The 21,793-nt window shown below is 64.5% G+C and carries 15 protein-coding genes and 2 riboswitches; of the genes, 8 read left to right on the top strand and 7 right to left on the bottom strand.

Translation table 11 applies throughout. From position 1 onward, the window contains the following. Positions 1-115 precede the first annotated feature (115 nt). The 4 genes from IEV58_RS08350 to IEV58_RS08335 are packed head-to-tail and all read left to right on the top strand — an operon-like array spanning position 116 to position 6,917. Positions 116-1,126 carry an AAA family ATPase gene (locus IEV58_RS08350; protein ID WP_188409294.1) on the top strand — a complete coding sequence of 337 codons (1,011 nt, stop codon included), beginning with the start codon at positions 116-118 and terminating at the stop codon, positions 1,124-1,126. Positions 1,127-1,135: 9 nt separating this feature from the next. Next, entirely contained in the window at positions 1,136-2,047 is a 912-nt protein-coding gene (locus tag IEV58_RS08345) for a DUF58 domain-containing protein (RefSeq protein ID WP_188409293.1), read from the top strand. Further along, positions 2,047-4,839 (top strand): DUF4159 domain-containing protein, encoded by a 2,793-nt coding sequence (locus IEV58_RS08340; protein ID WP_188409292.1) that lies wholly within the window; start codon positions 2,047-2,049, stop codon positions 4,837-4,839. Before IEV58_RS08345 ends, IEV58_RS08340 begins: the two co-directional genes overlap by 1 nt. Positions 4,840-4,841: 2 nt before the next feature. Then, on the top strand, positions 4,842-6,917 hold the full coding sequence (locus tag IEV58_RS08335) for a hypothetical protein (RefSeq protein WP_188409291.1): 2,076 nt from the start codon (positions 4,842-4,844) through the stop codon (positions 6,915-6,917). Positions 6,918-7,142: 225 nt separating this feature from the next. Here the strand turns inward: IEV58_RS08335 and IEV58_RS08330 are convergent, their stop codons facing one another. Then, positions 7,143-7,646, bottom strand: a complete 504-nt coding sequence (locus tag IEV58_RS08330; protein ID WP_188409290.1) for a GNAT family N-acetyltransferase — start codon at positions 7,644-7,646, stop codon at positions 7,143-7,145. 244 nt (positions 7,647-7,890) lie between these two features. Here IEV58_RS08330 and IEV58_RS08325 point away from each other — a divergent pair, with 244 nt between their 5' ends. Continuing rightward, complete coding sequence (locus IEV58_RS08325) at positions 7,891-8,841, top strand: glutathione S-transferase family protein (RefSeq protein ID WP_188409289.1); 951 nt, start codon at positions 7,891-7,893, stop codon at positions 8,839-8,841. 3 nt (positions 8,842-8,844) lie between these two features. Here the strand turns inward: IEV58_RS08325 and IEV58_RS08320 are convergent, their stop codons facing one another. Beyond that, positions 8,845-9,309: an NUDIX domain-containing protein gene (locus tag IEV58_RS08320; protein ID WP_229729286.1), complete on the bottom strand. Its 465-nt coding sequence runs from the start codon at positions 9,307-9,309 to the stop codon at positions 8,845-8,847. A gap of 418 nt (positions 9,310-9,727) precedes the next feature. Here IEV58_RS08320 and IEV58_RS08315 point away from each other — a divergent pair, with 418 nt between their 5' ends. Continuing rightward, entirely contained in the window at positions 9,728-10,594 is an 867-nt protein-coding gene (locus tag IEV58_RS08315) for a metallophosphoesterase family protein (RefSeq protein ID WP_188409288.1), read from the top strand. A gap of 9 nt (positions 10,595-10,603) precedes the next feature. On the opposite strand, the gene IEV58_RS08310 is transcribed toward IEV58_RS08315, so the two are convergent. The 3 genes from IEV58_RS08310 to IEV58_RS08300 all read right to left on the bottom strand — a co-directional run bounded on the left by IEV58_RS08310 (position 10,604) and on the right by IEV58_RS08300 (position 15,572). Continuing rightward, positions 10,604-11,401, bottom strand: a complete 798-nt coding sequence (locus tag IEV58_RS08310) for an SDR family NAD(P)-dependent oxidoreductase (RefSeq protein ID WP_188409287.1) — start codon at positions 11,399-11,401, stop codon at positions 10,604-10,606. 93 nt (positions 11,402-11,494) lie between these two features. Beyond that, on the bottom strand, positions 11,495-12,616 hold the full coding sequence (locus IEV58_RS08305; protein ID WP_188409286.1) for a ribonucleotide-diphosphate reductase subunit beta: 1,122 nt from the start codon (positions 12,614-12,616) through the stop codon (positions 11,495-11,497). An 82-nt stretch (positions 12,617-12,698) separates the two neighbouring features. Further along, positions 12,699-15,572: a ribonucleoside-diphosphate reductase subunit alpha gene (locus IEV58_RS08300; protein ID WP_188409285.1), complete on the bottom strand. Its 2,874-nt coding sequence runs from the start codon at positions 15,570-15,572 to the stop codon at positions 12,699-12,701. 117 nt (positions 15,573-15,689) lie between these two features. After that, positions 15,690-15,905, bottom strand: a riboswitch (cobalamin riboswitch). 193 nt (positions 15,906-16,098) lie between these two features. Between IEV58_RS08300 and IEV58_RS08295 the strand changes: the two genes are divergently transcribed. After that, a complete protein-coding gene (locus tag IEV58_RS08295; protein WP_188409284.1) occupies positions 16,099-16,587 on the top strand; it encodes a YaiI/YqxD family protein in 489 nt (162 codons plus the stop codon). A 109-nt stretch (positions 16,588-16,696) separates the two neighbouring features. Here the strand turns inward: IEV58_RS08295 and IEV58_RS08290 are convergent, their stop codons facing one another. Both IEV58_RS08290 and IEV58_RS08285 read right to left on the bottom strand, forming a co-directional pair. Next, the gene (locus tag IEV58_RS08290) at positions 16,697-17,113 is read right to left on the bottom strand and encodes a hypothetical protein (RefSeq protein WP_188409283.1); all 417 of its coding nucleotides are present in this window, start codon (positions 17,111-17,113) and stop codon (positions 16,697-16,699) included. A gap of 66 nt (positions 17,114-17,179) precedes the next feature. Continuing rightward, positions 17,180-19,003 (bottom strand): glycoside hydrolase family 15 protein, encoded by a 1,824-nt coding sequence (locus IEV58_RS08285; RefSeq protein WP_188409282.1) that lies wholly within the window; start codon positions 19,001-19,003, stop codon positions 17,180-17,182. A gap of 123 nt (positions 19,004-19,126) precedes the next feature. Then, a riboswitch (cobalamin riboswitch) is annotated at positions 19,127-19,318 on the top strand. Between the two features lie 107 nt (positions 19,319-19,425). Between IEV58_RS08285 and metE the strand changes: the two genes are divergently transcribed. Next, entirely contained in the window at positions 19,426-21,780 is a 2,355-nt protein-coding gene (gene metE, locus IEV58_RS08280; RefSeq protein WP_188409281.1) for a 5-methyltetrahydropteroyltriglutamate--homocysteine S-methyltransferase, read from the top strand. Positions 21,781-21,793 lie beyond the last annotated feature (13 nt).

The raw sequence follows: 21,793 nt of genomic DNA, 5'->3' as shown, positions 1-21,793 counted from the left end.
GGCAGGTTGCAATGCGAAAGGTAGCCTATCTTCGAGCCAGACCCAGTATGGTTGGATCGGACGCTCTCGCTCCTTGGATATTTAGCGCCGAAAAGCGCATGCGGAAGGCCGGCTTATGACGCGTAACGCGACCGACACTGCCGAATCCCTCGATACCATGATTGCCCGCGCGGCGGAGACCGCCGTCGCCGAAATCGAACAGGCGCGGGACGCGATCCATTCCGTCATCTTCGGGCAGGCGGATGTGGTGGATCACGCGCTCCTCACTGTTCTCTGCGGCGGACATGGCCTTCTCGTCGGCGTGCCGGGCCTTGCAAAGACCAAGCTGGTCGAAACCATGGGCACTGTTTTGGGGCTGGATGCCCGCCGCGTCCAGTTCACGCCCGATCTGATGCCGTCGGACATCCTGGGTGCCGAGGTGCTGGAGGAACAGGCGGATGGGCGCCGCAGCTTCCGCTTCGTGCGTGGTCCGATCTTCGCCCAGCTCCTCATGGCGGACGAGATCAACCGCGCCAGCCCCCGCACCCAGTCGGCCCTGCTGCAGGCCATGCAGGAGCATCATGTCACCGTGGCGGGCCAGCGCCATGACTTGCCACGCCCCTTCCATGTGCTCGCGACCCAGAACCCGCTGGAGCAGGAAGGCACCTACCCATTGCCGGAAGCGCAGCTCGACCGCTTCCTGATGCAGATCGACATCACCTATCCCGATCGTGACGCCGAGCGCCGCATCGTGCTGGAGACGACGGGCATCGAAGACGTCAAGCCCGTGCCGGTCATGACCGCGGAATCACTCCAGACGGCGCAGCGACTGGTGCGCCGGGTGCCGGTGGGTGACAGCGTGGTGGACGCCATCATCGATCTCGTTCGCTCCGCCCGTCCCGAGGACGCCCCGAAGGAGATCGCCAATCTGATCAGTTGGGGGCCGGGTCCTCGTGCCAGTCAGGCCTTGATGCTCGCCGTGCGTGGCCGCGCCCTGCTGCAGGGCCGCTTCGCTCCCTCCATCGACGATGTCGCCGCTCTGGCGACCCCGATCCTTAAGCATCGCATGGCGCTCAGCTTTGCCGCCCGTGCTGATGGTGAAACGGTCGAAAGTGTGATCGCGCGCCTTGTCACGCGGCTTGGCTGAGGATCGTTGATGGCGAAAGCCCGTATCATCGAGGACACCGCCGCGGCTCTGGGCCACGCGCGGGAGGTCGACGGGCAGACGTTAGCCGAAGCCATGCCGCGCCTGATCGTGGCCGCCCGGCGCACCGCCGCCACCGTTCTGCATGGCCTCCACGGCCGCCGGCGCGCAGGGCCCGGGGAAAATTTCTGGCAGTACCGGCGTTTCACGTCGGGGGAGCCGGCGCGGCGCATCGACTGGCGGCGTTCGGCCCGCGACCAGTACCTCTACGTCCGCGAACGCGAGTGGGAAGTCTCCCATACCGTGTGGCTCTGGGTCGACCGGTCCCGATCCATGTGGTTCGGCTCCAATCTCGCCGGCGACGCCAAGATCGAGCGCGCCGTGGTGCTGAGCCTCGGCCTTGCCGAAATCCTGGTCGATGGTGGCGAGCGGGTTGGCCTTCTCGGCCTGACGCGGCCCCTCGCCAATCGGCGGGTCATTCCCATTTTCGCGGACGCCATGCGCATCAAGCCGGAAGATGAGGGTTTCGCGCCCTCCGCCGATATCGGCGCGCGTTCGGAGGTGGTGCTGTTCGGCGATTTCCTGGCACCGGTGGATGAGACCATCGCCCAGCTCAACAGGCTCGCCTCACGTGCCGCTCGCGGACACATCATCATGATCGCCGATCCCATCGAGGAGGTTTTCCCTTTTTCAGGTCGCACCGAGTTTCGCGATCCGGAGAGCGGGCTCAAGTTCATCGCCGGCCGTGCCCAGGACTATCGGGAGGCTTATGCAGAGCGGCTTGCCGCGCATCGCGCCGCCATCACCGCTCATGCCAAGATGCTCGGCTGGACCCTGGCAATCCACCGCAGCGATCGCCCGGCCAGCGAGCCGCTGCTGGCGTTGCACGCGCGTATCGGGTCGCTTGAAGCGGGGGCGGCGTGATGTTCGGCCTGCCGCTCGCCTTCGCCAGTCCCTGGCTTCTTGTGGCGTTTGCCGCCCTGCCGGCGCTGTGGTGGCTGCTCCGCGTCGTCCCACCCCAGCCGCAACGGGTACCCTTCCCGCCGCTTCGGCTGCTCATGGATGCTGTCCGCCCGCGGGAAACGCCGGCCAATACGCCATGGTGGCTCATCCTGCTGCGCCTTCTTCTGGCAGCTCTCGTCATCTTGGCGCTGGCGGGGCCCATCTGGCGCCCGCAGGCCTCCGTCGCCTCCAGTGCCGGCCCGCTGATCCTTTTGATCGATGACGGCTGGCCGGCGGCGCCGGACTGGCCGCAGCGCCGCGCGGTGATCGAGCAGCGCCTGACCTCCGCCAACGACGATGGTCGCCCGGTGGCCATGGTGCCGCTGGCGCAGGCGCCGGGGGACATCACGCTCGGCACCGGTGCTGAAGCCATCGATCGCCTGCGCGTGCTCACGCCACGCCCCCATCTTCCTCAAAGGGCCGCCCATCAGCCATCGCTGGAACGCATCCTCGCCACCGCGCCCAATGCCAGCATCGTCTGGTACGCCGATGGCCTTGACCAGGACGGCGGCCGCGCCTTTGCCGAAGCCCTTGCCCGCCTCGCATCCGGACGCGTCACCGTCCATGTCGCCGATCAGCTGGCGCGCGGACTGATCGACCCTCGCAATCGCGCGTCCGCCCTGACAGCAACCGTGCTGCGCGCCAACGCGGCCTCGGATGCCGCCGGCACCGTGCGCGCACTGGATCAACGCGGGCGGCCTGTGGGTGAAGCTGACTTCACCTTCGGGGGCAATGACCTTGCGGCGGAGGTCACACTCGAGCTGCCGCTGGAATTGCGCAACGCCGTCAGCCAGCTTGAGATCGTCGGGGAGCGTTCGGCCGGAGCCGTCAGCCTCATGGATTCGTCCAGCCGCCGCCGCACGGTCGGCCTCCTCTCCGGCACCAATGCCGATACGGCGCAGCCCCTGCTCGCGCCGGGCTTCTACATCGGCCGCGCGCTGGAGCCTTTCGCCGATGTGTCGACGCCGCAGGGCGGCACGGCCGACGCCATCGGCCGCATGATCGACGACCGCGTATCGGTCATGGTGCTGGCGGATATCGGCACCATCCCGGATCCGGTTCGCCCGCGTCTTGATCGCTGGATCTCCGAGGGCGGGGTGCTGATCCGCTTTTCCGGCGGCAGGCTGGCGGCGGGCGACGATGATCTGGTGCCGGTGCGGCTCAGGCGCGGAGACCGCACTCTTGGCGGTGCCCTGTCATGGGAGGTGCCGCAGGCGCTCGGAAGCTTCTCGGCCGATGGCCCCTTCGCCGGGCTGCCCGTACCAGAAGACGTGGAGGTCAATCGCCAGATCCTCGCCGAACCGGACGCCGAGCTTCCAGCCCGCACCTGGGCCGCGCTGACCGATGGCACGCCGCTGGTCACCGGCCGGCAGGAAGGCAAGGGCCTCATCGCCCTGTTCCACGTCACCGGCGATACGACCTGGTCGAACCTGCCACTGTCGGGCGCCTTTGTGTCCATGCTGGAACGGCTGGTGGAACTCAGCCCGACACCAAGCGCAGACCTTCCCGGAGACGGCGCAGCCTCCGAACAGCGTAACGCGACACCGGCGGAAGTGCTCAGTCCGCTGCGCACCCTTGATGGCTTCGGCGTGCTCGGCAGCCCGCCACCGACCGCCCGTCCGCTCACCGCCACCATCTCACGGGTGGCGACACCTGATCACCCGCCTGGTTTCTATGGCGCGGCGGAAAGCCCTTCCGCCGTCAACGCGCTCGCCAGTGACGCGCGGCTCGTGCCGCTGAACCTCGATGGCGTGGCGGTGACACGCGCGAGCTATGCTCCCGCCGCCGAGATCCGGCTCGCGCCCGCCTTCCTCGCCGGCGCCACCGGTTTGCTCATGCTTGATGCCCTGATTGTTCTGCTGTTTGCCGGCGCTCTCACACTGCGCCGGGCGGGAACGGCAGCGGTGGTCACCCTGTGCCTGATCGCCGCGGGGAATGATGCCCGCGCGCAGGCGGAGGCGAACGATGCCGCTATCATGGAATCGGCCCTGACGACGCGGCTCGCCTATGTGGTCACCGGCGACGCCGAGATCGACGAGACCAGCCGTTCCGGCCTGGAAGGCCTTGCCCTGCAGCTTGCCACCCGCACCGCCTTCGAACCGGGAGAGACTATCGGGATCGACCCGGAGACGGACGATCTTTCCTTCTATCCGCTGCTCTACTGGCCGGTCGTTCCGGAGGCCCAGGCACCGACGCCGGAGGCGCTCTCGAAGATCGACAGCTACATGAAGCTCGGCGGCACCATCATCTTCGATACCCGCGACGCGCTTTATTCCACGGGCTCCATCGCCAATGGACCGGGCGGACAGGCCCTGCGCCGCATTCTCGCCTCGCTGGATGTGCCGGATCTGGAGCCGGTGCCGCTGGACCACGTGCTGACCAAGGCCTTCTACCTCATGCCCAGCTTCCCCGGCCGCTATGCCGAAGGGGAGCTCTGGGTGGAGGCGCTACCGGCCGGCGGCGACGGCGCGGCCGACCGGCCGGCGCGTTCCGGCGATGGTGTCTCCCCCATCATGATCACCTCCAATGATCTGGCCGGTGCCTGGGCCATCCAGCCGGACGGCTCACCGCGCTATCCGACTACCCCGGGCGATCCGCGTCAGCGCGAGCTGGCCTACCGCGCCGGCATCAACATCGTGATGTATGCGCTCACGGGGAACTACAAGGCGGATCAGGTCCACATCCCCGCCCTTCTCGAACGGCTGGGGCAGTAGACATGACCTCCAGCTTTGGCCTCAGCTTCGCGCCCTTCCTGCCGTGGCAGGCCCTGGCCGCTATTGCGGCGGTGGCCGCGCTGCTCGCCCTTTGGGGCATCTTCCGCCGCGTCCGTGGCGCCTGGCTTCGCGGCCTTGCTCTGCTCCTGGCGCTTGCCGCCCTCACCAACCCTTCCCTTACACGCGAGGAGCGTGAGCGGCTGCCCAATGTGGTCGCCGTTGTGGTGGATCGCAGCGCCAGCCAGAGGCTGGGCGACCGCGAGGCCATGACCGAGGAGACGCGGGCCGAGCTTGAGCAGCGGCTGGCCGGCCTCCCCAACACCGAGGTGCGTTGGATCGATGCCGGCGGTGATCCGCTCTCCAGCGACGGCACCGAGCTGTTCAATGCGCTCTCGCGCGGCCTCGCCGACGTGCCGGTGGAGCGCATCGGCGGGGCCATTCTCGTCACCGATGGTGTCGTCCATGACATTCCCGCTGAGGCCTCCGCGCTGGGCTTCAATGCGCCGGTCCATGCTCTGATCACCGGCCATCCGGATGATCGTGACCGCCGGATCGCACTGGAGACCGCGCCACGGTTCGCCATCGTCGGCAAGGACCAGCCCATCGCCTTCCGTGTCCTGGAGGAAGGCCCTGCCGACAACGGCCCCGTCGGCATTACCGTGCGGCGCAATGGCGAGGAGCTCGGCCGCATCACGGTGATACCCAGCGAGCGCGCGGAATTGCCGATCCCCATCGAGAACCCCGGCTCCAATGTGGTGGAGATCGAAGCCGACGCCGCTCCGGGCGAGCTCACCACGGTCAACAATCGCGCGGTGCTGCCCATCGAAGGCGTGCGGGAAAAAATGCGCGTGCTCCTGGTCTCCGGCGAACCGCACACCGGCGAGCGCGTCTGGCGCAATCTCCTGAAGGCCGACGCCAGCGTCGACCTCGTCCACTTCACCATCCTGCGTCCGCCGGAGAAGCAGGATGGCACGCCCATCAACGAACTGTCGCTGATCGCTTTCCCGACACGCGAGCTGTTTGCCACGAAGATCGAGGAATTCGACCTCATCATCTTCGACCGCTACTCGCGGCAATCGATCCTGCCCATGATCTATTTCGACAACATCGCCCGCTTCGTGCGCGAAGGCGGCGCGGTGCTGCTGGCGGCCGGCCCCGATTATGCCCAAGGCGGCTCGCTCTACGACACACCGCTCGGCGACGTTTTGCCGGCCGCGCCCACCGGCGAGGTCATCGAAGAACCCTTCCGCGCCCAGATCAGCGAAGAAGGCCGCCGCCATCCCGTCACGCGCGGCCTGCCCGGAGGAGAGGAAAACCCGCCGCGCTGGAGCCGCTGGTTCCGCCATATCGGAGCCGAGGTGCGCGACGGCGAAACGGTGATGGAGGCTCCCGGCAACGCACCGCTCATGGTGCTCTCCCGCGAGGGCGAGGGCCGCGTGGCCGCGCTTCTGTCCGACCATATCTGGCTGTGGTCCCGCGGCTTTGAGGGCGGAGGACCGCATCAGGAAATGCTGCGCCGGCTTGCCCACTGGCTCCTTAAGGTGCCGGCATTGGAGGAAGAAGCGCTTCGCGCCTCCGCCCGCGGCACCTCCATAACGGTGGAACGGCAGACATTGGCCGAACAGGCGGAGCCGGTCACGGTCGCGGCCCCCGATGGCTCGACCACAACAGTCACTCTCACCGAGGACGAGCCCGGTCTCTGGCGTGGACGGCTCGAGGCACAGGGCTTTGGCCTGCATCGCGTCACCAGCGGCGATCTCACGGCATTTGCCAATGTCGGCCCGCCAAACCCGCGCGAATATCTTGAAGTCGCCAGCACCGAGCAGCGTCTGTCGCCCCTTCTTCAGGATACCGGCGGAACGGTGCGGCGCTTAGCGGGCAGTGATGGCATAGAACTGCCGCGCATCAGCGCGACACGTCCCGGCGCACGCCAGGGCGGCGATGACTGGATCGGCCTCGCGCTGCCCAACATTTCCGTTGCCCGAGGGCTGGAGGTCTATCCGCTGTTTGCCGGGGTGATCGGGCTGACGCTGCTTCTGGGCGCCTTGGCAGCAGCCTGGGCCCGCGAGGGGCGCTGAGCGCAGCGAATGCCCATACCCAGTGTCTTGGCTGCATGCTTCGAGACTTGGCCTTCGGCCAACCTCAGCATGAGGGTAGTGGGTGAGGCACGCTCTGAGCGGAGCTGTTCAGGCCCACAAACCTCATCCTGAGGGCCGCCGCAGGCGGCGTCTCGAAGGATAAGCCACAGGCTCCGGCCCGACCTCACTGATTGGCATGCGTCTAAGGGATCGCGGGAAAAGCGGCTACTCCCGCCAGGCCTGCATCACGCCGCTGACGCCCTTCAGCGCATCCGGCTGAAGCTCCAGATAGAGGAGACGTGCCGGATCCACCGGGCCAGGCAGTGTGACCTGGCCCCTCGGAACGGGAGCAAACCCGACCCGGGCGTAGTAAGGTAGATCCCCCACAAGGAAGATCAGGCGATCTCCCCTCGCCTTCGCGGCATCGATGGCGCGCGTCATCAGGCTCATGCCGATGCCCTTGGAGGAGAAGGCGGGTTCAACCGCGAGCGGGCCCAGTACCAGCGCCGGGGTCTCGCCGATCTTCACCCGCGACAGGCGGATCGAGCCGACCAGAAAGGTGCCGACACGCGCGACGAAGCACAGTTCTGGGAGTTCCCTGTTGCCTTCACGCAGACGGAAGGCGGTGCGGGCGAAACGGCCAGGGCCGAACGCGCGCTCGTGCAGCTTGTCGATGGAAAGGGCATCGTCCGGCGTTTCGGGCAGGACATCCACGGTCAGGGTGGTCATGGCGAAAGGATCAACTCCAGTGAGGCGAGACGGGCGGCACGTGTCAGGCGGCGCGGCGTCGTCGGTGTTGGCTGGAGTGGGTCATGATCCTGAAGTCCCTCGGGCTTGAGATGCGCGATATCATGGCGCGTCCGTAACGTCCATGTCTTGCATGGCTGCATGGCGGCTCTTGCATCGTGGCTGGTTGCCTCGGCTTCCTCGCTGCGCCATCTCCCTGATGACATTCAGAACAAGGAAAAGCACGATGGGATTGCTGGTCGACGGCATCTGGCAGGATCAATGGTACGACACCAAATCGACCGGTGGGCGCTTCAAGCGCCAGGACGCGGCCTTCCGTGACAGGATCACCGCCGACGGTTCCAGCGGCTTCAAGGCGGAAGCCGGCCGCTATCACCTCTATGTCTCTCTCGCCTGCCCCTGGGCTCATCGCGCGCTCATCTTCCGCAAGCTGAAGAAGCTGGAGGATCTGATCTCGGTGTCCGTCGTCGATCCTCATATGGGCTCGGAGGGTTGGACGCTCAGCGAGGGCGCCGATCCCATCAACGGCGCGCGGCGTCTCTATGAGGTCTATCTCAAGGCCAAGCCCAATTACACCGGCCGCGTCACGGTGCCCGCGCTCTGGGACAGGGAGAAGGAGACCATCGTCTCAAACGAGAGCGCCGAGATCATCCGCATGTTCAATGAGGCCTTCAACGGCCTCACCGGTTCCGATCTCGATTTCTATCCGCAGACACTGCGGGAGGAGATCGACGCGCTTAACGCAGAGATCTATGCCAAGGTCAACAATGGGGTCTACAAAGCAGGCTTCGCGACGAGCCAGGAAGCCTACAGCCAGACTTTTTCCGAACTGTTCGAAATGCTGGATCGGCTGGAAAATAGGCTTTCGAGCCGCCGTTACCTCCTGGGCAGCACCGTCACCGAGGCGGACTGGAGGCTGTTCACCACGCTGGTGCGGTTCGATCCCGTCTATGTCGGCCACTTCAAATGCAACCTGCGCCGCATCGCCGACTATCCCAATCTTTCCGGCTATGTGAAAGATCTCTATCAGGTGCCAGGCGTCGCCGAGACGGTGAACCTGGAGCACATCAAACGCCACTATTACACCAGCCATCCGACGATCAATCCGACCGGCATCATTCCGGACGGGCCGCTGCTCGATTACGAAGGCCCGCATGACCGGACGCGGCTCGGCTGACGCCTACCAACTGGGATCGGGGGCCGATCCCTCCTTCATCTCCATGAGCCGCGTCCGGGTGGCCCGGGTCACGCCCGGCGGCAGCGCGTCGAGAGAAAACCAACCGATCTCGGCGATCTCCTTCGTCGGCGGCGGCACCGGACCCGCCCGCCAGTCCGTGACCTGATAGACGAGGACATGGTCGCGCCCGGCCAGTCCCGCGTGGTGATGCACGCTCATCAGCCGGCCCGGCGCCATCGCCGCCACACCGGTTTCCTCCTCCAACTCCCGCACGAGCGCCGTCTGCGCCGTTTCTCCGGCTTCCACGCCACCTCCCGGAAGGTGCCAGCCCGCGACATAACCATGACGCACCAGCAGCACCCGGTCGCCATCGATGACGATCGCGCGGACACCAAGGGTCAGACCGCGGGACATCCGCCAATAAAGTGCCAGGACGTTGCGCACCAGCGGCTTGAAGATCTGCATCATCGGGAGGGCAACACGAACTGTCGAGGACTCATATTTATGACCGAAGAATGAACGGTTTTCATGCCGTGCTCCGCGAATATCGCATGGCTGCACCTCAACCTTTGCGTTGGTCCGGAACAACGTAATTGCCTATATACGCGCCATGAAGTGATGAAAAACTCATCACCCACTAGGACACGATAATGTTGACCGCCTTCATCACCCGCTTTCTCACCAAGCGCTATGTCTGGGCCCCGTCACTCGCGCCGCATGACAGTCGCGTGGCATCGGAACTGATGACCTTCAGCGGCAACTGATCTCCTAAACGGGGTTCAGCTACCAGGATTGAAGGCCAGCCGTCGCTGGCCTTTTGCATTTTTCGCACCATAACGAAGAATGCCGATTGATTGCGACCTTGCGAGCGCGTTAGACCCCACTCGTGTTTCGTCTTGCTCATGTAACTGACGCCCATCTGGGGCCCCTGCCACGCCCTCGCCTTCGCGAGTTGGCGGGCAAGCGCGTCCTTGGCTTCACCAACTTTCAGCTTCTGCGGCGAAGGAAGAACAGGGGCGGGCTGATCGAAGCCTTGGTGGCTGACGTCCTCGAGCAGAAACCTGATCACACCGCTGTCACCGGCGATCTTGTCAACATCGCCCTGCCCGGCGAATTCGAAGTGGCCAAGCTCTTTCTGGAAAGCATGGGCGCGCCCGCGGACGTCTCCTTCGTGCCGGGCAACCACGATGCCTATGTAAAAGCCATCATCGGTGAGCCTGAACGCCTCTGGGGCGGCTACATGCGCGGTGATGAGGGTCTCACGGACAACGATCACAACTTCCCCTACGTCCGGCTGCGCGGCAACATCGCCTTCGTGGGTGTGTCCTCCGCCGTGCCGACGGGCCCTTTCTCGGCTTCCGGCAAACTGGGGCGCGAGCAGACGGAACGGCTGGCGACGACATTGAAGAGCCTCGACGGGCGCGGCCTCTTCCGCATCCTGATGATCCATCACCCTCCCAATGCCTTCGGCGTTGCGCGTGTGCGCCGCCTCACCGACATCCGGCGGGTGGCCGATGCCATCCTCGAAGGCGGGGCGGAGCTCATCATCCACGGGCACGACCACAAGCTGGAGCGCACGGAAATGGTGGGCAACGGGCACCGCATCCCCGTCATGGGCGGGCCCTCCTGCGCCGGCGGCTATCTGGTCTATGACATCGAAGGCGGCCCGGGAGCCTGGACCTGCCGCGCGGCCCTCCGCTCGCGCAGCACCGACGGCGCCTTCAAGGTCACCTGGACCGGCGACCTGATCTGACGCGTGCCGCTACGGCACGATGCTGTCGACCACACCGCCGTCGACCCTGAGCGCCGCGCCGGTGCTGGCCGAGGCCTGAGGCGAGCAGACATAGACGATCATATTGGCGACCTCCTCCGGCCGCGCGACACGCTGGATGATCGATGACGGCCGCTCGCGCTTCACGAATTCCTCGCCCGTCTGCTCGAGCGTCTTGCCCGACTTTTCAGCTTCATCAGACAGCATGCGCTCGACACCTTCCGACATCGTGGGCCCGGGAAGCACAGCATTCACCGTGACGCCGCTGCCGGCCGCCAGTTTAGCCAGACCGCGCGAGAGGCCAAGCAGAGCCGTCTTCGTCACGCCGTAGTGGATCATGTCAGCCGGAATGTTGAGGGCGGATTCGGAGGACAGGAACACCACCCTTCCCCATCCGCGCTCCATCATGCCCGTCATGTAGGCGCGCGACAGACGGACACCCGACATGATGTTGGTCTGGAAGAAACGCTCCCATTCGCCGTCGGGAATGTCGAAGAACGGCTGCGGGCCAAAGACGCCGAGGTTGTTGACGAGAATATCTGCCGACGGAACAGCCCGTGTGAGGATCCCGCAGCCCTCGGCGGTCGAGAGATCAGCCGCGACACCACGCACGGTGGCACCCGCGACCGCCGCCCCCACACGCGCCACGGCGACATCCACCTTGCCCTGCCCGCGTCCGTTGATCACGACACTGGCACCAGCACGCACGAGGCCCTCGGCGGCCGCATAGCCGATGCCTTCGGTGGAGCCGGTCACGATGGCGGTCTTGCCGCTGAGGTCGATCTGCATAGGTCTCTGTTCCGCTGAAATGAGAAAGGGAGCGACCAGACGGCCGCCCCTTCGAGCTATGTCGATGCGAAGCAAGTTCAAGAGGACTGAGGGTCAGTCCCAGGCCAGCGAGCCGCCGTTCTGATATTCGATGACGCGGGTTTCGAAGAAGTTCTTCTCCTTCTTGAGGTCCATGGCCTCAGACATCCAGGGGAACGGGTTCTCCGTCTCGGCGAACACAGGCGCGAGGCCGATCTGCTGGCAGCGACGGTTGGCGATGAAGTGCATGTACTGCTCGCACAGCGCCGGGTTCAGGCCGAGGAAGCCACGCGGCATGGTATCGCGGCCATAGGCGGCTTCCAGCTCGGCGGCCTCCTTCACCATCTGACGGACCTCATCCTGGAAGGTCTTGGTCCAGATCTGCGGGTTCTCGATCTTGATCTGGTTGATCACGTCGATGCCGAAGTTCAGATGGATGCTCTCGTCGCGCAGGATGTACTGGTACTGCTCGGCGATGCCGACCATCTTGTTGCGGCGGCCCAGCGACAGGATCTGTGCAAAGCCCGTATAGAACCACATGCCTTCGAAGATGACGTAGAAGGCAATGAGATCGCGCACGAAGGCCTGATCGCTCTCAAGCGTGCCCGTTTGGAAGTCTGGGTTCTCCAGGTTCTGGGTGTGCTTCAGCGCCCAGGCAGCCTTGTCCGTGATCGAGGGCACCTCACGGTACATGTTGAAGAGTTCACCCTCATCGAGGCCAAGGCTCTCCACGATGTACTGGAAGGTGTGGGTGTGCACCGCCTCCTCGAAGGCTTGGCGCAAGAGATACTGCCGGCACTCGGGGTTGGTCAGGTGGCGGTAGATCGCCAGCACGATGTTGTTGGCGACGAGGCTCTCGGAGGCGGCGAAAAAGCCGAGGTTGCGTTTGATGGCGCGGCGCTCGTCCTCGGTCAGGCCGTCGCGCGACTTCCACAGCGCGATGTCCGCCTGCATGGAGACTTCGGTCGGCATCCAATGGTTGTTGCAGCCGGCGAGGTACTTGTCCCAAGCCCATTTGTATTTCAGCGGCAGGAGCTGGTTCACGTCGGCGCGGCAGTTGATCATGGCCTTGTCGTCGACCGAAACCCGGGCACCGCCGCGTTCGATCTCACCGAGGCCGGTGGCGTCGGCCTTGGGGCCAGCCTGCGGGGCCACGGGGACTTTGGGAGTTGCAGACGGTTCGGACCAGTCGAGCATGGCGGTATCCTTGGAGTTGATTGGCTTTCTCCGTCATAGCCGGGCCAGGCCCAGCCATGACGTTGGATGGTAACAAGCGGCCTTACTGGCAAGCCTCACAGGTGGGATCGTCGATGGAGCAGGCGTTCGGAACCGTGATGGGCTCAGCCGCCGTCGCCACCGTGGCAGAAACGGCGTTCAGCTTGCCGTCCGTCCCCTTCAGCGTCGATTTCTCCACATGCGTCGCGCTCTGCGAACGCAGGTAATAGGTGGTCTTCAGGCCGCGCTTCCAGGCGAAGCGATAGAGCGCGTCCAGCTTCTTGCCGTTCGGGTTGGCGATATAGAGGTTGAGCGACTGCGCCTGGTCGATCCACTTCTGCCGGCGCGACGCCGCCTCGATCAGCCAGGAGCTGTCGATCTCGAAGGCGGTCGCATAGAGCGCCTTCAGGTCATCGGGCACACGGTCGATGGCGCCAAGGCTGCCGTCGAAATACTTCAGGTCCGAGATCATCACCTCGTCCCAGAGGCCGCGCTCCTTCAGGTCCTTGACCAGCGCCGGGTTCACCAGCGTGAAATCGCCCGACATGTTCGACTTCACATAGAGGTTGCGATAGGCGGGCTCGATGGACTGGGCGACGCCGCAGATGTTGGAGATCGTCGCCGTGGGCGCGATCGCCATGACGTTGGAGTTGCGCATGCCGCTCTTCTTCACCCGCTTGCGCAGGGCTTCCCAATCGAGCGTCTGCGAACGATCCATCTCCAGCACGCCGCCGCGCGCCTCCGCCAGCCGCTCAATGCTGTCGATCGGCAGCACGCCCTTGGACCAGAGCGAGCCTTGGAAGGACGGATAGCGGCCACGCTCCTCGGCAAGATCCACCGAGCCGGAGATGGCATGGTAGGAGATCGCCTCCATGCTGCGGTCGGCAAATTCCACCGCTTCCTGCGATTCCGTCGGGATGCGCAGCGTGTGCAGCGCGTCCTGGAAGCCCATGAGACCAAGGCCGACCGGCCGGTGCTTCAGGTTGGAGTTCCGCGCCTCCGGGATGGTGTAGAAGTTGATGTCGATGACATTGTCGAGCATCCGCGTCGCCGTCTTCACCGTGCGCGCCAGGCGCTCCATGTCGAGGCCTTGGGGCGTCACATGCTGGGCGAGGTTGATGGAACCCAGGTTGCAGACCGCCACCTCGTCCTTCGACGTGTTGAGCGTGATCTCGGTGCAGAGGTTGGACGAATGCACCACGCCCACATGGCCCTGGGGCGACCGGATATTGCAGGGATCCTTGAAGGTGACCCAGGGATGGCCGGTCTCGAACAGCATGGTCAGCATGCGCCGCCACAGGTCCAGCGCCTTGATCTGCTTGTAGACGCGCATCTCGCCGCGTGCCGCTTTCGCCTCATAGGCCTCATAGGCCTTGGCGAAGGCCGGACCGTAGAGGTCGTGCAGGTCGGGCGTCTCGTCGGGCGAGAACAGGGTCCAGTCGCCGTTTTCCTCCACGCGCTGCATGAAGAGGTCGGGCACCCAGTTTGCGGTGTTCATGTCATGGGTGCGGCGACGATCGTCGCCCGTGTTCTTCCTGAGGTCGAGGAATTCCTCGAGGTCGATGTGCCAGGTCTCGAGGTAAGCGCAGACCGCGCCCTTGCGTTTGCCGCCCTGGTTCACGGCGATGGCCGTGTCGTTGGCGACCTTCAGGAAGGGCACAACGCCCTGGCTCTCGCCGTTGGTGCCCTTGATGTGGGCGCCGAGGCCGCGCACCGGCGTCCAGTCGTTACCGAGACCGCCGGAATATTTGGCGAGCAGCGCATTGTCCTTGATGGCCTTGAAGATGCCGTCGAGGTCATCGGCAACGGTGGTCAGGAAGCAGGACGAGAGCTGCGAACGCTGGGTGCCGGAGTTGAACAGCGTCGGGGTGGAGGCCATGAAGTCGAAGGACGACAGCAGGTCGTAGAACTCAATGGCTTTCGCTTCACGATCGATCTCGCGCAGGGCAAGACCCATGGCGACGCGCATGAAGAAGGCCTGCGGCAGCTCGATGCGGGTGCCGCGATGATGCAGGAAGTAGCGGTCATAGAGCGTCTGAAGGCCGAGGAACTGGAAGTTGAGGTCGCGCTCCGGCTTCAGCGCGGCGGCGAGCCTCGCCAGGTCAAAACGGCCAAGCTCGGGGTCGAGCAGATCGACGTGGATGCCCTTGGCGATATAGGCCGGGAAATATTCGGCGTAACGCTTGGTCATCTGCGCCTGGGTGGCCTCTTCAGGCGCTCCCATGACGCCGGTGAGAACCTCACGGCGCAAGAGGTCGAGCAGCAGGCGGGCCGAAACATAGGAGTAGTTCGGCTCGGTCTCGATCAGCGTGCGGGCGGCCAGGATCGGCGCCTGGGCCAGTTCCTTGATTGAGATGCCATCATAAAGGTTGCGCTTGGTCTCGGTGAGTACAGGCTCGGCCGAAACGTCGGCGAGGCCTTCGCAGGCTTCCCGGATCAGCATCGTCAGGCGCGCGGCGTTAAGCGGCACGAGGTCGCCCTCGGCGTTTTTCATGCGCAGAGCGGGGCTGAACGCCTCCTCCCGCGTTTCTTCCTTGGCCTGCAACCGCTCGCGAGCCCGCTCCTCGCGGTAGAGCACATAGGCGCGGGCCACCTTGTGGTGCTCACTGCGCATCAGGGCCAGTTCCACCTGGTCCTGAATGTCCTCGATGTGGAAGGTGCGGCCGGTATCGGCGCGGCGCATCAGGGCGGTGACGACCTGACTCGTCATCTCCTCGACGCTCTCATGCACGCGGCGTGAGGCCGCCGCGCTATGTCCTTCCACAGCCAGGAAGGCCTTGGTCAGGGCAACGGTGATCTTGGTGGCGTCGAAGGGCGTCACTCCGCCGTTGCGGCGGATGACCTGGAATCCCGGTTCGGCAGGCGTGCGCGCGATCGTCGGTGCCACTGGAGCGGGGCCGGCGCCATCGGCGGATCTGGTTTCGAGAGTGAGAGACATCGGCATTCTTCCCAACTGTTTTGGGAGATGGGCCGAAGGGACGGCAAGACGGCGGGCGCACATGGCTGTGCGCACGCTTCGCCAAGCGACCCACCGGTACACCCCGCCCGTGGACGTTCAAACTTACTTGTCGTGGCAGGTCTCCTGGCTCGCGGATCGTCGCGTCGTGCCGGCCTTCCCGGTGTCGAAACACCAGTGGCCTCCGGTCGGCACACGCTCACCGCTCACAGTTGCGGGGGCAGCTCCGGATCAGGCTGCTCTCAGCCCTACCGGATTCCCTCTTAGCTCCCAGCCCGATCCTGAGTCGGGAGCACCACGATGACTAGATTTAGTATCCAGAAGCATGAAGCCGTCAATAGGTCGTGGAGCGAGCATCGACATTTCACCGCAATCCCCAGAGGCAGGAATTTCGCGAGAGGTGGACTGGCGCTTTGAAGCGGCGTTGAAACTGTCGGGGCGGCCGCCGGTTGGCGGCGATCGCCCTCTCCTGTTTCCCTGCCGCCAAACCCGCGCTATTCCCCACGGTATGGAAAACCAAACTGCCTCCGACGATCGAAAGATCCTGGTCTACATCGACGCCGACGCCTGCCCCGTGAAGGACGAGACCTATCGCGTGGCCGTACGCCACGGCGTCAAAACCTATGTCGTGGCGAACAGCTTCATGCAGGTGCCGCGCGATCCGCTGATCGAGCGCGTGATCGTCCCGGCCGGCCCCGATGTGGCCGACGACTGGATCGCCGAACGCGCCCGTCGCGGCACCGTGGTCATCACCACCGACATCCCGCTGGCCGCGCGCTGCGTGGCGGCGGGCGCCGATGTGCTCTCGCCGAAGGGAAAGCCCTTTACCGAGGAAAGCATCGGCATGACCTTGGCGACCCGCAATCTCATGGACCAGTTGCGTTCCGCCGGTGAAGTCACCGGAGGCCCCCGCCCCTTCGCGGCCAAGGATCGGTCCGCTTTCCTCTCGGCGCTGGACCTGATCTTCGTACGGTTGAAGCGCGCGGGCTTTGCTTAAAGCCGAGTAGCATCAAAGCGCTACCGTCAAAATCGGAATCAAATCCTCAGACTGCTTTTTCAAGGCAGGAACGGTGATCGAAAGCTGAGGGGTGGTCGCGCGCGAAATCTCATTTCGTGACGATAACAGCGCCCCAGCCGTCATACTCAATGTCGTGCAGGAGTTCAGCCTCGATACCGGCCTTGGCCAAGCCGCGGACGTCTTCCGGAGTCACAGCTTGCGAGCGCTGAATGTCGAGTGCCCAACGACCACCCTCAAGAGAAACCGTCTGAACAATCTTCCATTTGCCGTCGCGACTAATCCGCCGCTTGAACTCCCGGATTCCAGAAGCACTTCCTGTGAAGCGCACGTCCACAGGCCTGACGCGCTCGGGGATGTCGCCCAGCCGCCTTCTCTGCTCGAGAAGAACCCTATCTGAATGGTGATGTGCTCGAGCCGCCTGTCCAGCGGATCCCCCTGAAGTTGACTGGCATGCGGACAGCATCAATACGAAGGCGCACGCCACCGCGATCTTTGAGATTTTCATCAGCCTGGTCCCCGCTCCCCCGGCCTCTGTAGCTTCAACGTGCCGTTCGGCACAAGAAGCTCGATCTCAGTCGGCCTCGAAAACAGCCTCCTCGGCCGTTTTCGCACGTTCCTCGGCCGGTCCATGGTGGCTGGCGAGGTTCAGCGCCGTGTTGATCAATCCCACGTGACTGAAAGCCTGCGGGAAGTTGCCCAGCATCTGCCTGGCCGCCGGGTCGTACTCCTCCGACATCAGACCGACGTCGTTGGCAAGCCCCCGCAGCCGTTCGAACAGGCGCAACGCGTCTTCCTTGCGGCCCTGCATGTTGAGCACGTCGGCCAGCCAGAAGCTGCACGCGATGAAAACGCCCTCGCCGGGTGGCAAACCATCGTTTGTCATATGTGTGGAATATCGCTGAACGAGGCCGTCCACCGTCAGGTGCTGCTCGATGGCGGCTACCAGGCCGATCACCCGCGGATCGTCCGGTGGCAGGAACCCCATCATCGGAATATGCAGCAGGCTGGCGTCCAAGGCCTTGGATCCGTAGGCTTGAACGAAGGTGTTCAGTTCAGGATCAAACCCTTTTTCGCAGACATCGGCGTGAATTTCATCGGCCGCGCGGCGCCATCGGCGAGCGAGTTCGTCGCCACCTTCTGTCTCGGCGGCAAGCGTGGCGATGCGGTCGAAGGCAACCCAGGCCATCACCTTTGAATGGGTGAAGTGCTGACGCGGGCCCCGCACCTCCCAGATGCCTTCGTCCGGCTCCCGCCAGGCTTTCTCCAGATAGGGCATGATGACTTCGGCCAGCGCACCCGTGCGCGGATGCCGGGGCAGCCCACCGCGCAGGGCTTGCGTCATGGCATCGGCCACTTCGCCATAGACATCGAGCTGGAATTGCTCGGCGGCGGCGTTGCCGACGCGCACCGGCTTGGAATTCTGAAAGCCCTCCAGCCAGGGCACTTCCCATTCCAGAAGGTTCCGCTCGCCCGACAGGCCGTACATGATCTGCATCTGGCCCGGATCGCCGGCGACAGCGCGGAGCAGCCAGTTGCGCCAGGCCTCCGCCTCCTCGTAATAGCCGAGCTTCATGAAGGCGAGCAGCGTCATGGTGGCATCGCGCAGCCAGCAGATGCGATAGTCCCAGTTGCGCGTGCCGCCGATGTGCTCGGGCAAGGAGGTCGTGGCGGCCGCCACGATGCCGCCCGTCGGCATATAGGTCAGCGCCTTCAGCGTGATCAGCGAGCGCTTCACATCCTCGGTCCAGGGACCGACATTGGGACAGCGGCCGGTGAAGTCTCGCCAGAAGGCCTCCGTCTCCTCCAGCGCGCCGAACGGCTTGCGGCCTGGCGGGGGGGCGAGATGGGAGGCGGCATGCGTCAGGACGAATGGCACCCTCTCACCCGCCGAGACAGTGAAGGTGCCGACGGTGTGCATGTCCTCGCCCTTGAGATCGACAGGCGTGCGCAGAACGAGCATGTCCGGGCCGGCGATGGCCACCAACGCCCCATCATCGGCATGCGAGATCCAGGGGACACTGCGTCCGTAATCACAGCGCAGGGTGAACTCCACCTCGAATTCGACCTCGCCCCGCGTTCCGGCAACAATGCGGATGAGATCGCGCGAGCCGTCGCGCAGCGGCATGAAGTCGATCACCGTCGCCGCCCCTGTGGCGGTTTCGTATTCCGTCTCCAGGATCAGCGTGTCACGGCGATAGCGCCTGCTGCGGTGGAGCAATGGTCCCTTCGGCGTCAGCAGCCAGCGTCCGTTGTCCGGATTTCCCAGCAGAGCGGCAAAACAGGCAGAGGAATCAAATCGGGGAAAGCAGAGCCAGTCGATCGACCCGTTGTGCGATACGAGGGCCGCCGTCTCGCAGTCACCGATCATCGCGTAGTCTTCGATTCGGATGGTCAAGCTTGTCTCCCCGTTGCCGCTCTTGGAAAAACATAGGAGGCCTGTCGGGAAATGAAAGGCCGAATGCCGATTAGAGATATAAAGATGTCCTTATATGCACCTTGACGGATGGCCCTGCTTAAGCCACCCTGAAGTTGTCGAGGTTCTTCCGACACTGCGTCGGGAGCTAAGAGGGAATCCGGTTTAATGCCGGAGCTGCCCCCGCAACTGTAAGCGATGAGCGAAGGGCTCAGATGTCACTGGCGGCGATGCCGGGAAGACAGCCCCAAGCTTTGACCCGCGAGCCAGGAGACCTGCCCCGGCGAGATAACGTCCACGGGCGGGGTGTCCCAGTGTGTCGCGGAGGACTGCGGCCGGCGTTTGCTTGTCGCCGAACACGCGTCCGCTCGGCCTTTGCCCCCAAACTTCTGGGGTTCAAGCCGATGTCTAAGAAATCTCTTTCCATAGCCAGCCTTGGCGTCCCGCGCATCGGGCCGCGCCGCGAATTAAAGCTGGCGCTCGAAAGCTACTGGTCGGGCAAGACCGACGCAGCAGCGCTGCTTGCAACGGCGGCAGAACTGCGCGCCGCCAACTGGGCGCGCCAGCACGCGCTCGGCGTGACCGAAATCCCGTCCAACGACTTCTCGCTCTACGATCAGGTGCTCGACACCAGCTGCATGGTCGGCGCCATCCCTGAGATCTACGGCTGGAACGGCGGCGAGGTTTCGCTGGACACCTATTTCGCCATGGCGCGTGGCAGCCAGCAACAATCAGGCGAAGCCTGCGCCCACGGGCATAGCCATGGCGCCGGCCACGGCGTTCCGGCTCTGGAAATGACCAAGTGGTTCGACACCAATTACCATTACATGGTGCCTGAGTTCACGCGTGGTCAGACCTTCACTCTCAGCTCGACCAAGCCGATGGATGAGTACCGGGAGGCAAAGGCGCTTGGCTATCAGACGCGCCCTGTCCTGCTCGGGCCCGTCACCTTCCTCAAACTCGGCAAGTCGAAAGACGCCACGCTCAACCCACTCTCGCTGCTGCCGAACATCCTGCCCGTCTATACCGAGGTTCTGCGGCGCCTTTCGGCCAACGGCGCGGAATGGGTGCAGATCGACGAGCCGTGCCTGGTGCTCGATCTCGATGATACGGCTCGTCGGGCGCTGCGCGATACCTATGCCGTCCTCGCCCGCGCGCTGCCCAACGTGAAGATCATGCTGACGACCTATTTCGGCGATCTCGGCAACAACCTCGAGACGGCGCTCAGCCTTCCTGTGGCCGGCCTCCATCTCGACCTTGTGCGGGGCGCTGATCAGCTTGATGCCGTGGTGGAGAAGGCACGGGAAGGTCTCGTCCTTTCGCTCGGGATCATCGACGGCCGCAACATCTGGCGCGCCGATCTGGAGAAGATCCTCGAACGGATCGAGCCCGTGGTAGCTCAGCGCGGCCGCGATCATGTGATGCTGGCGCCGTCGTGCTCGCTGCTCCATGTGCCCATCGACCTCGAACAGGAAATGCGCCTCGATCCCGATCTCAAGAGTTGGCTCGCCTTCGCGGTTCAGAAGATGAGCGAGCTTTCCGTTCTCGGCCGCGCCCTGACCGATGGCCGGGATGCCGCAGCGGAAGAGCTCAGGGCCTCATCCAGTGCAGCCGAATCGCGACGCACCTCGCCAAAGGTGCACAACAGCGCGGTGGCCAAGAGGATGGGTGCGCTGACGCCTGACATGGCGATAAGGGCCACGCCTTTCATTGAGCGGCGGGCGAAGCAGCAGGAGAGGCTCGATCTCCCCTCCTACCCGACAACCACCATCGGCTCTTTCCCCCAGACGCCGGAGGTGCGCAAGGCTCGCTCCCAGTTCGGCAAGGGCCAGCTCAGTCAGGCGGATTATGATGCCTTCCTTGCCAGGGAAACGGCGGCCTGCGTGCAGTGGCAGGAAGAGATCGGCCTCGATGTGCTGGTCCACGGCGAGTTCGAGCGCAACGACATGGTGCAGTATTTCGGCGAGCGCCTGTCAGGCTTCGCCTTCACCCAGCACGGCTGGGTGCAAAGTTATGGTTCGCGCTACGTGCGGCCACCGCTGCTCTTCGGTGATGTCTCGCGCCCAGAACCCATAACGGTCGACACTTGGAAGCACGCGCAGTCCCTGGCGGAAAAACCCATGAAGGGCATGCTCACGGGCCCGGTCACCATTCTCAACTGGTCTTTCGTCCGCGACGATGTCACCCGTGATGCGGTCTGCCGCCAGATCGCACTCGCCATTCGTGATGAGGTGATCGACCTCGAAGCCGCAGGCGCGAAGATCATCCAGATCGACGAGGCCGCCCTGCGCGAGGGCCTGCCGCTCCGTCGCGCCGATTGGCAGCACTATTTGGACTGGGCGGTGGAGAGCTTCCGCATCACGGCCTCGGGCGTCAGGGATGAAACCCAGATCCACACCCATATGTGCTACTCGGAGTTCAACGACATCATCACCGCCATCGGCAACATGGACGCCGATGTCATCTCCATCGAGACCTCACGGTCCAAGATGGAGCTGTTGGAAGCCTTCGTCAGCTACCGCTATCCGAACGACATCGGGCCCGGCGTTTACGACATCCACTCGCCGCGCTGCCCAGCCACGGCCGAGATGGTCGACCTCCTGCAGCGCGCGGGGCGGCATCTGTCCCCGGAGCAGATCTGGGTCAACCCGGACTGCGGGTTGAAGACCCGCAAATGGGACGAGGTGCGCCCTGCCCTCATCAACATGGTGGAAGCTGCCCGCGTGCTGCGCGGGGAGCTGAGAGAAGCCGCGGAATAAGGCTTCAGGAGCA

Origin of the sequence: Agaricicola taiwanensis (genome assembly GCF_014635245.1) — a bacterium.
GTDB lineage: Bacteria > Pseudomonadota > Alphaproteobacteria > Rhizobiales > Methylopilaceae > Agaricicola > Agaricicola taiwanensis.
The sequence above is the reverse complement of the archived record's forward strand: the minus strand, read 5'-3'. Positions and strand labels throughout refer to the sequence as shown.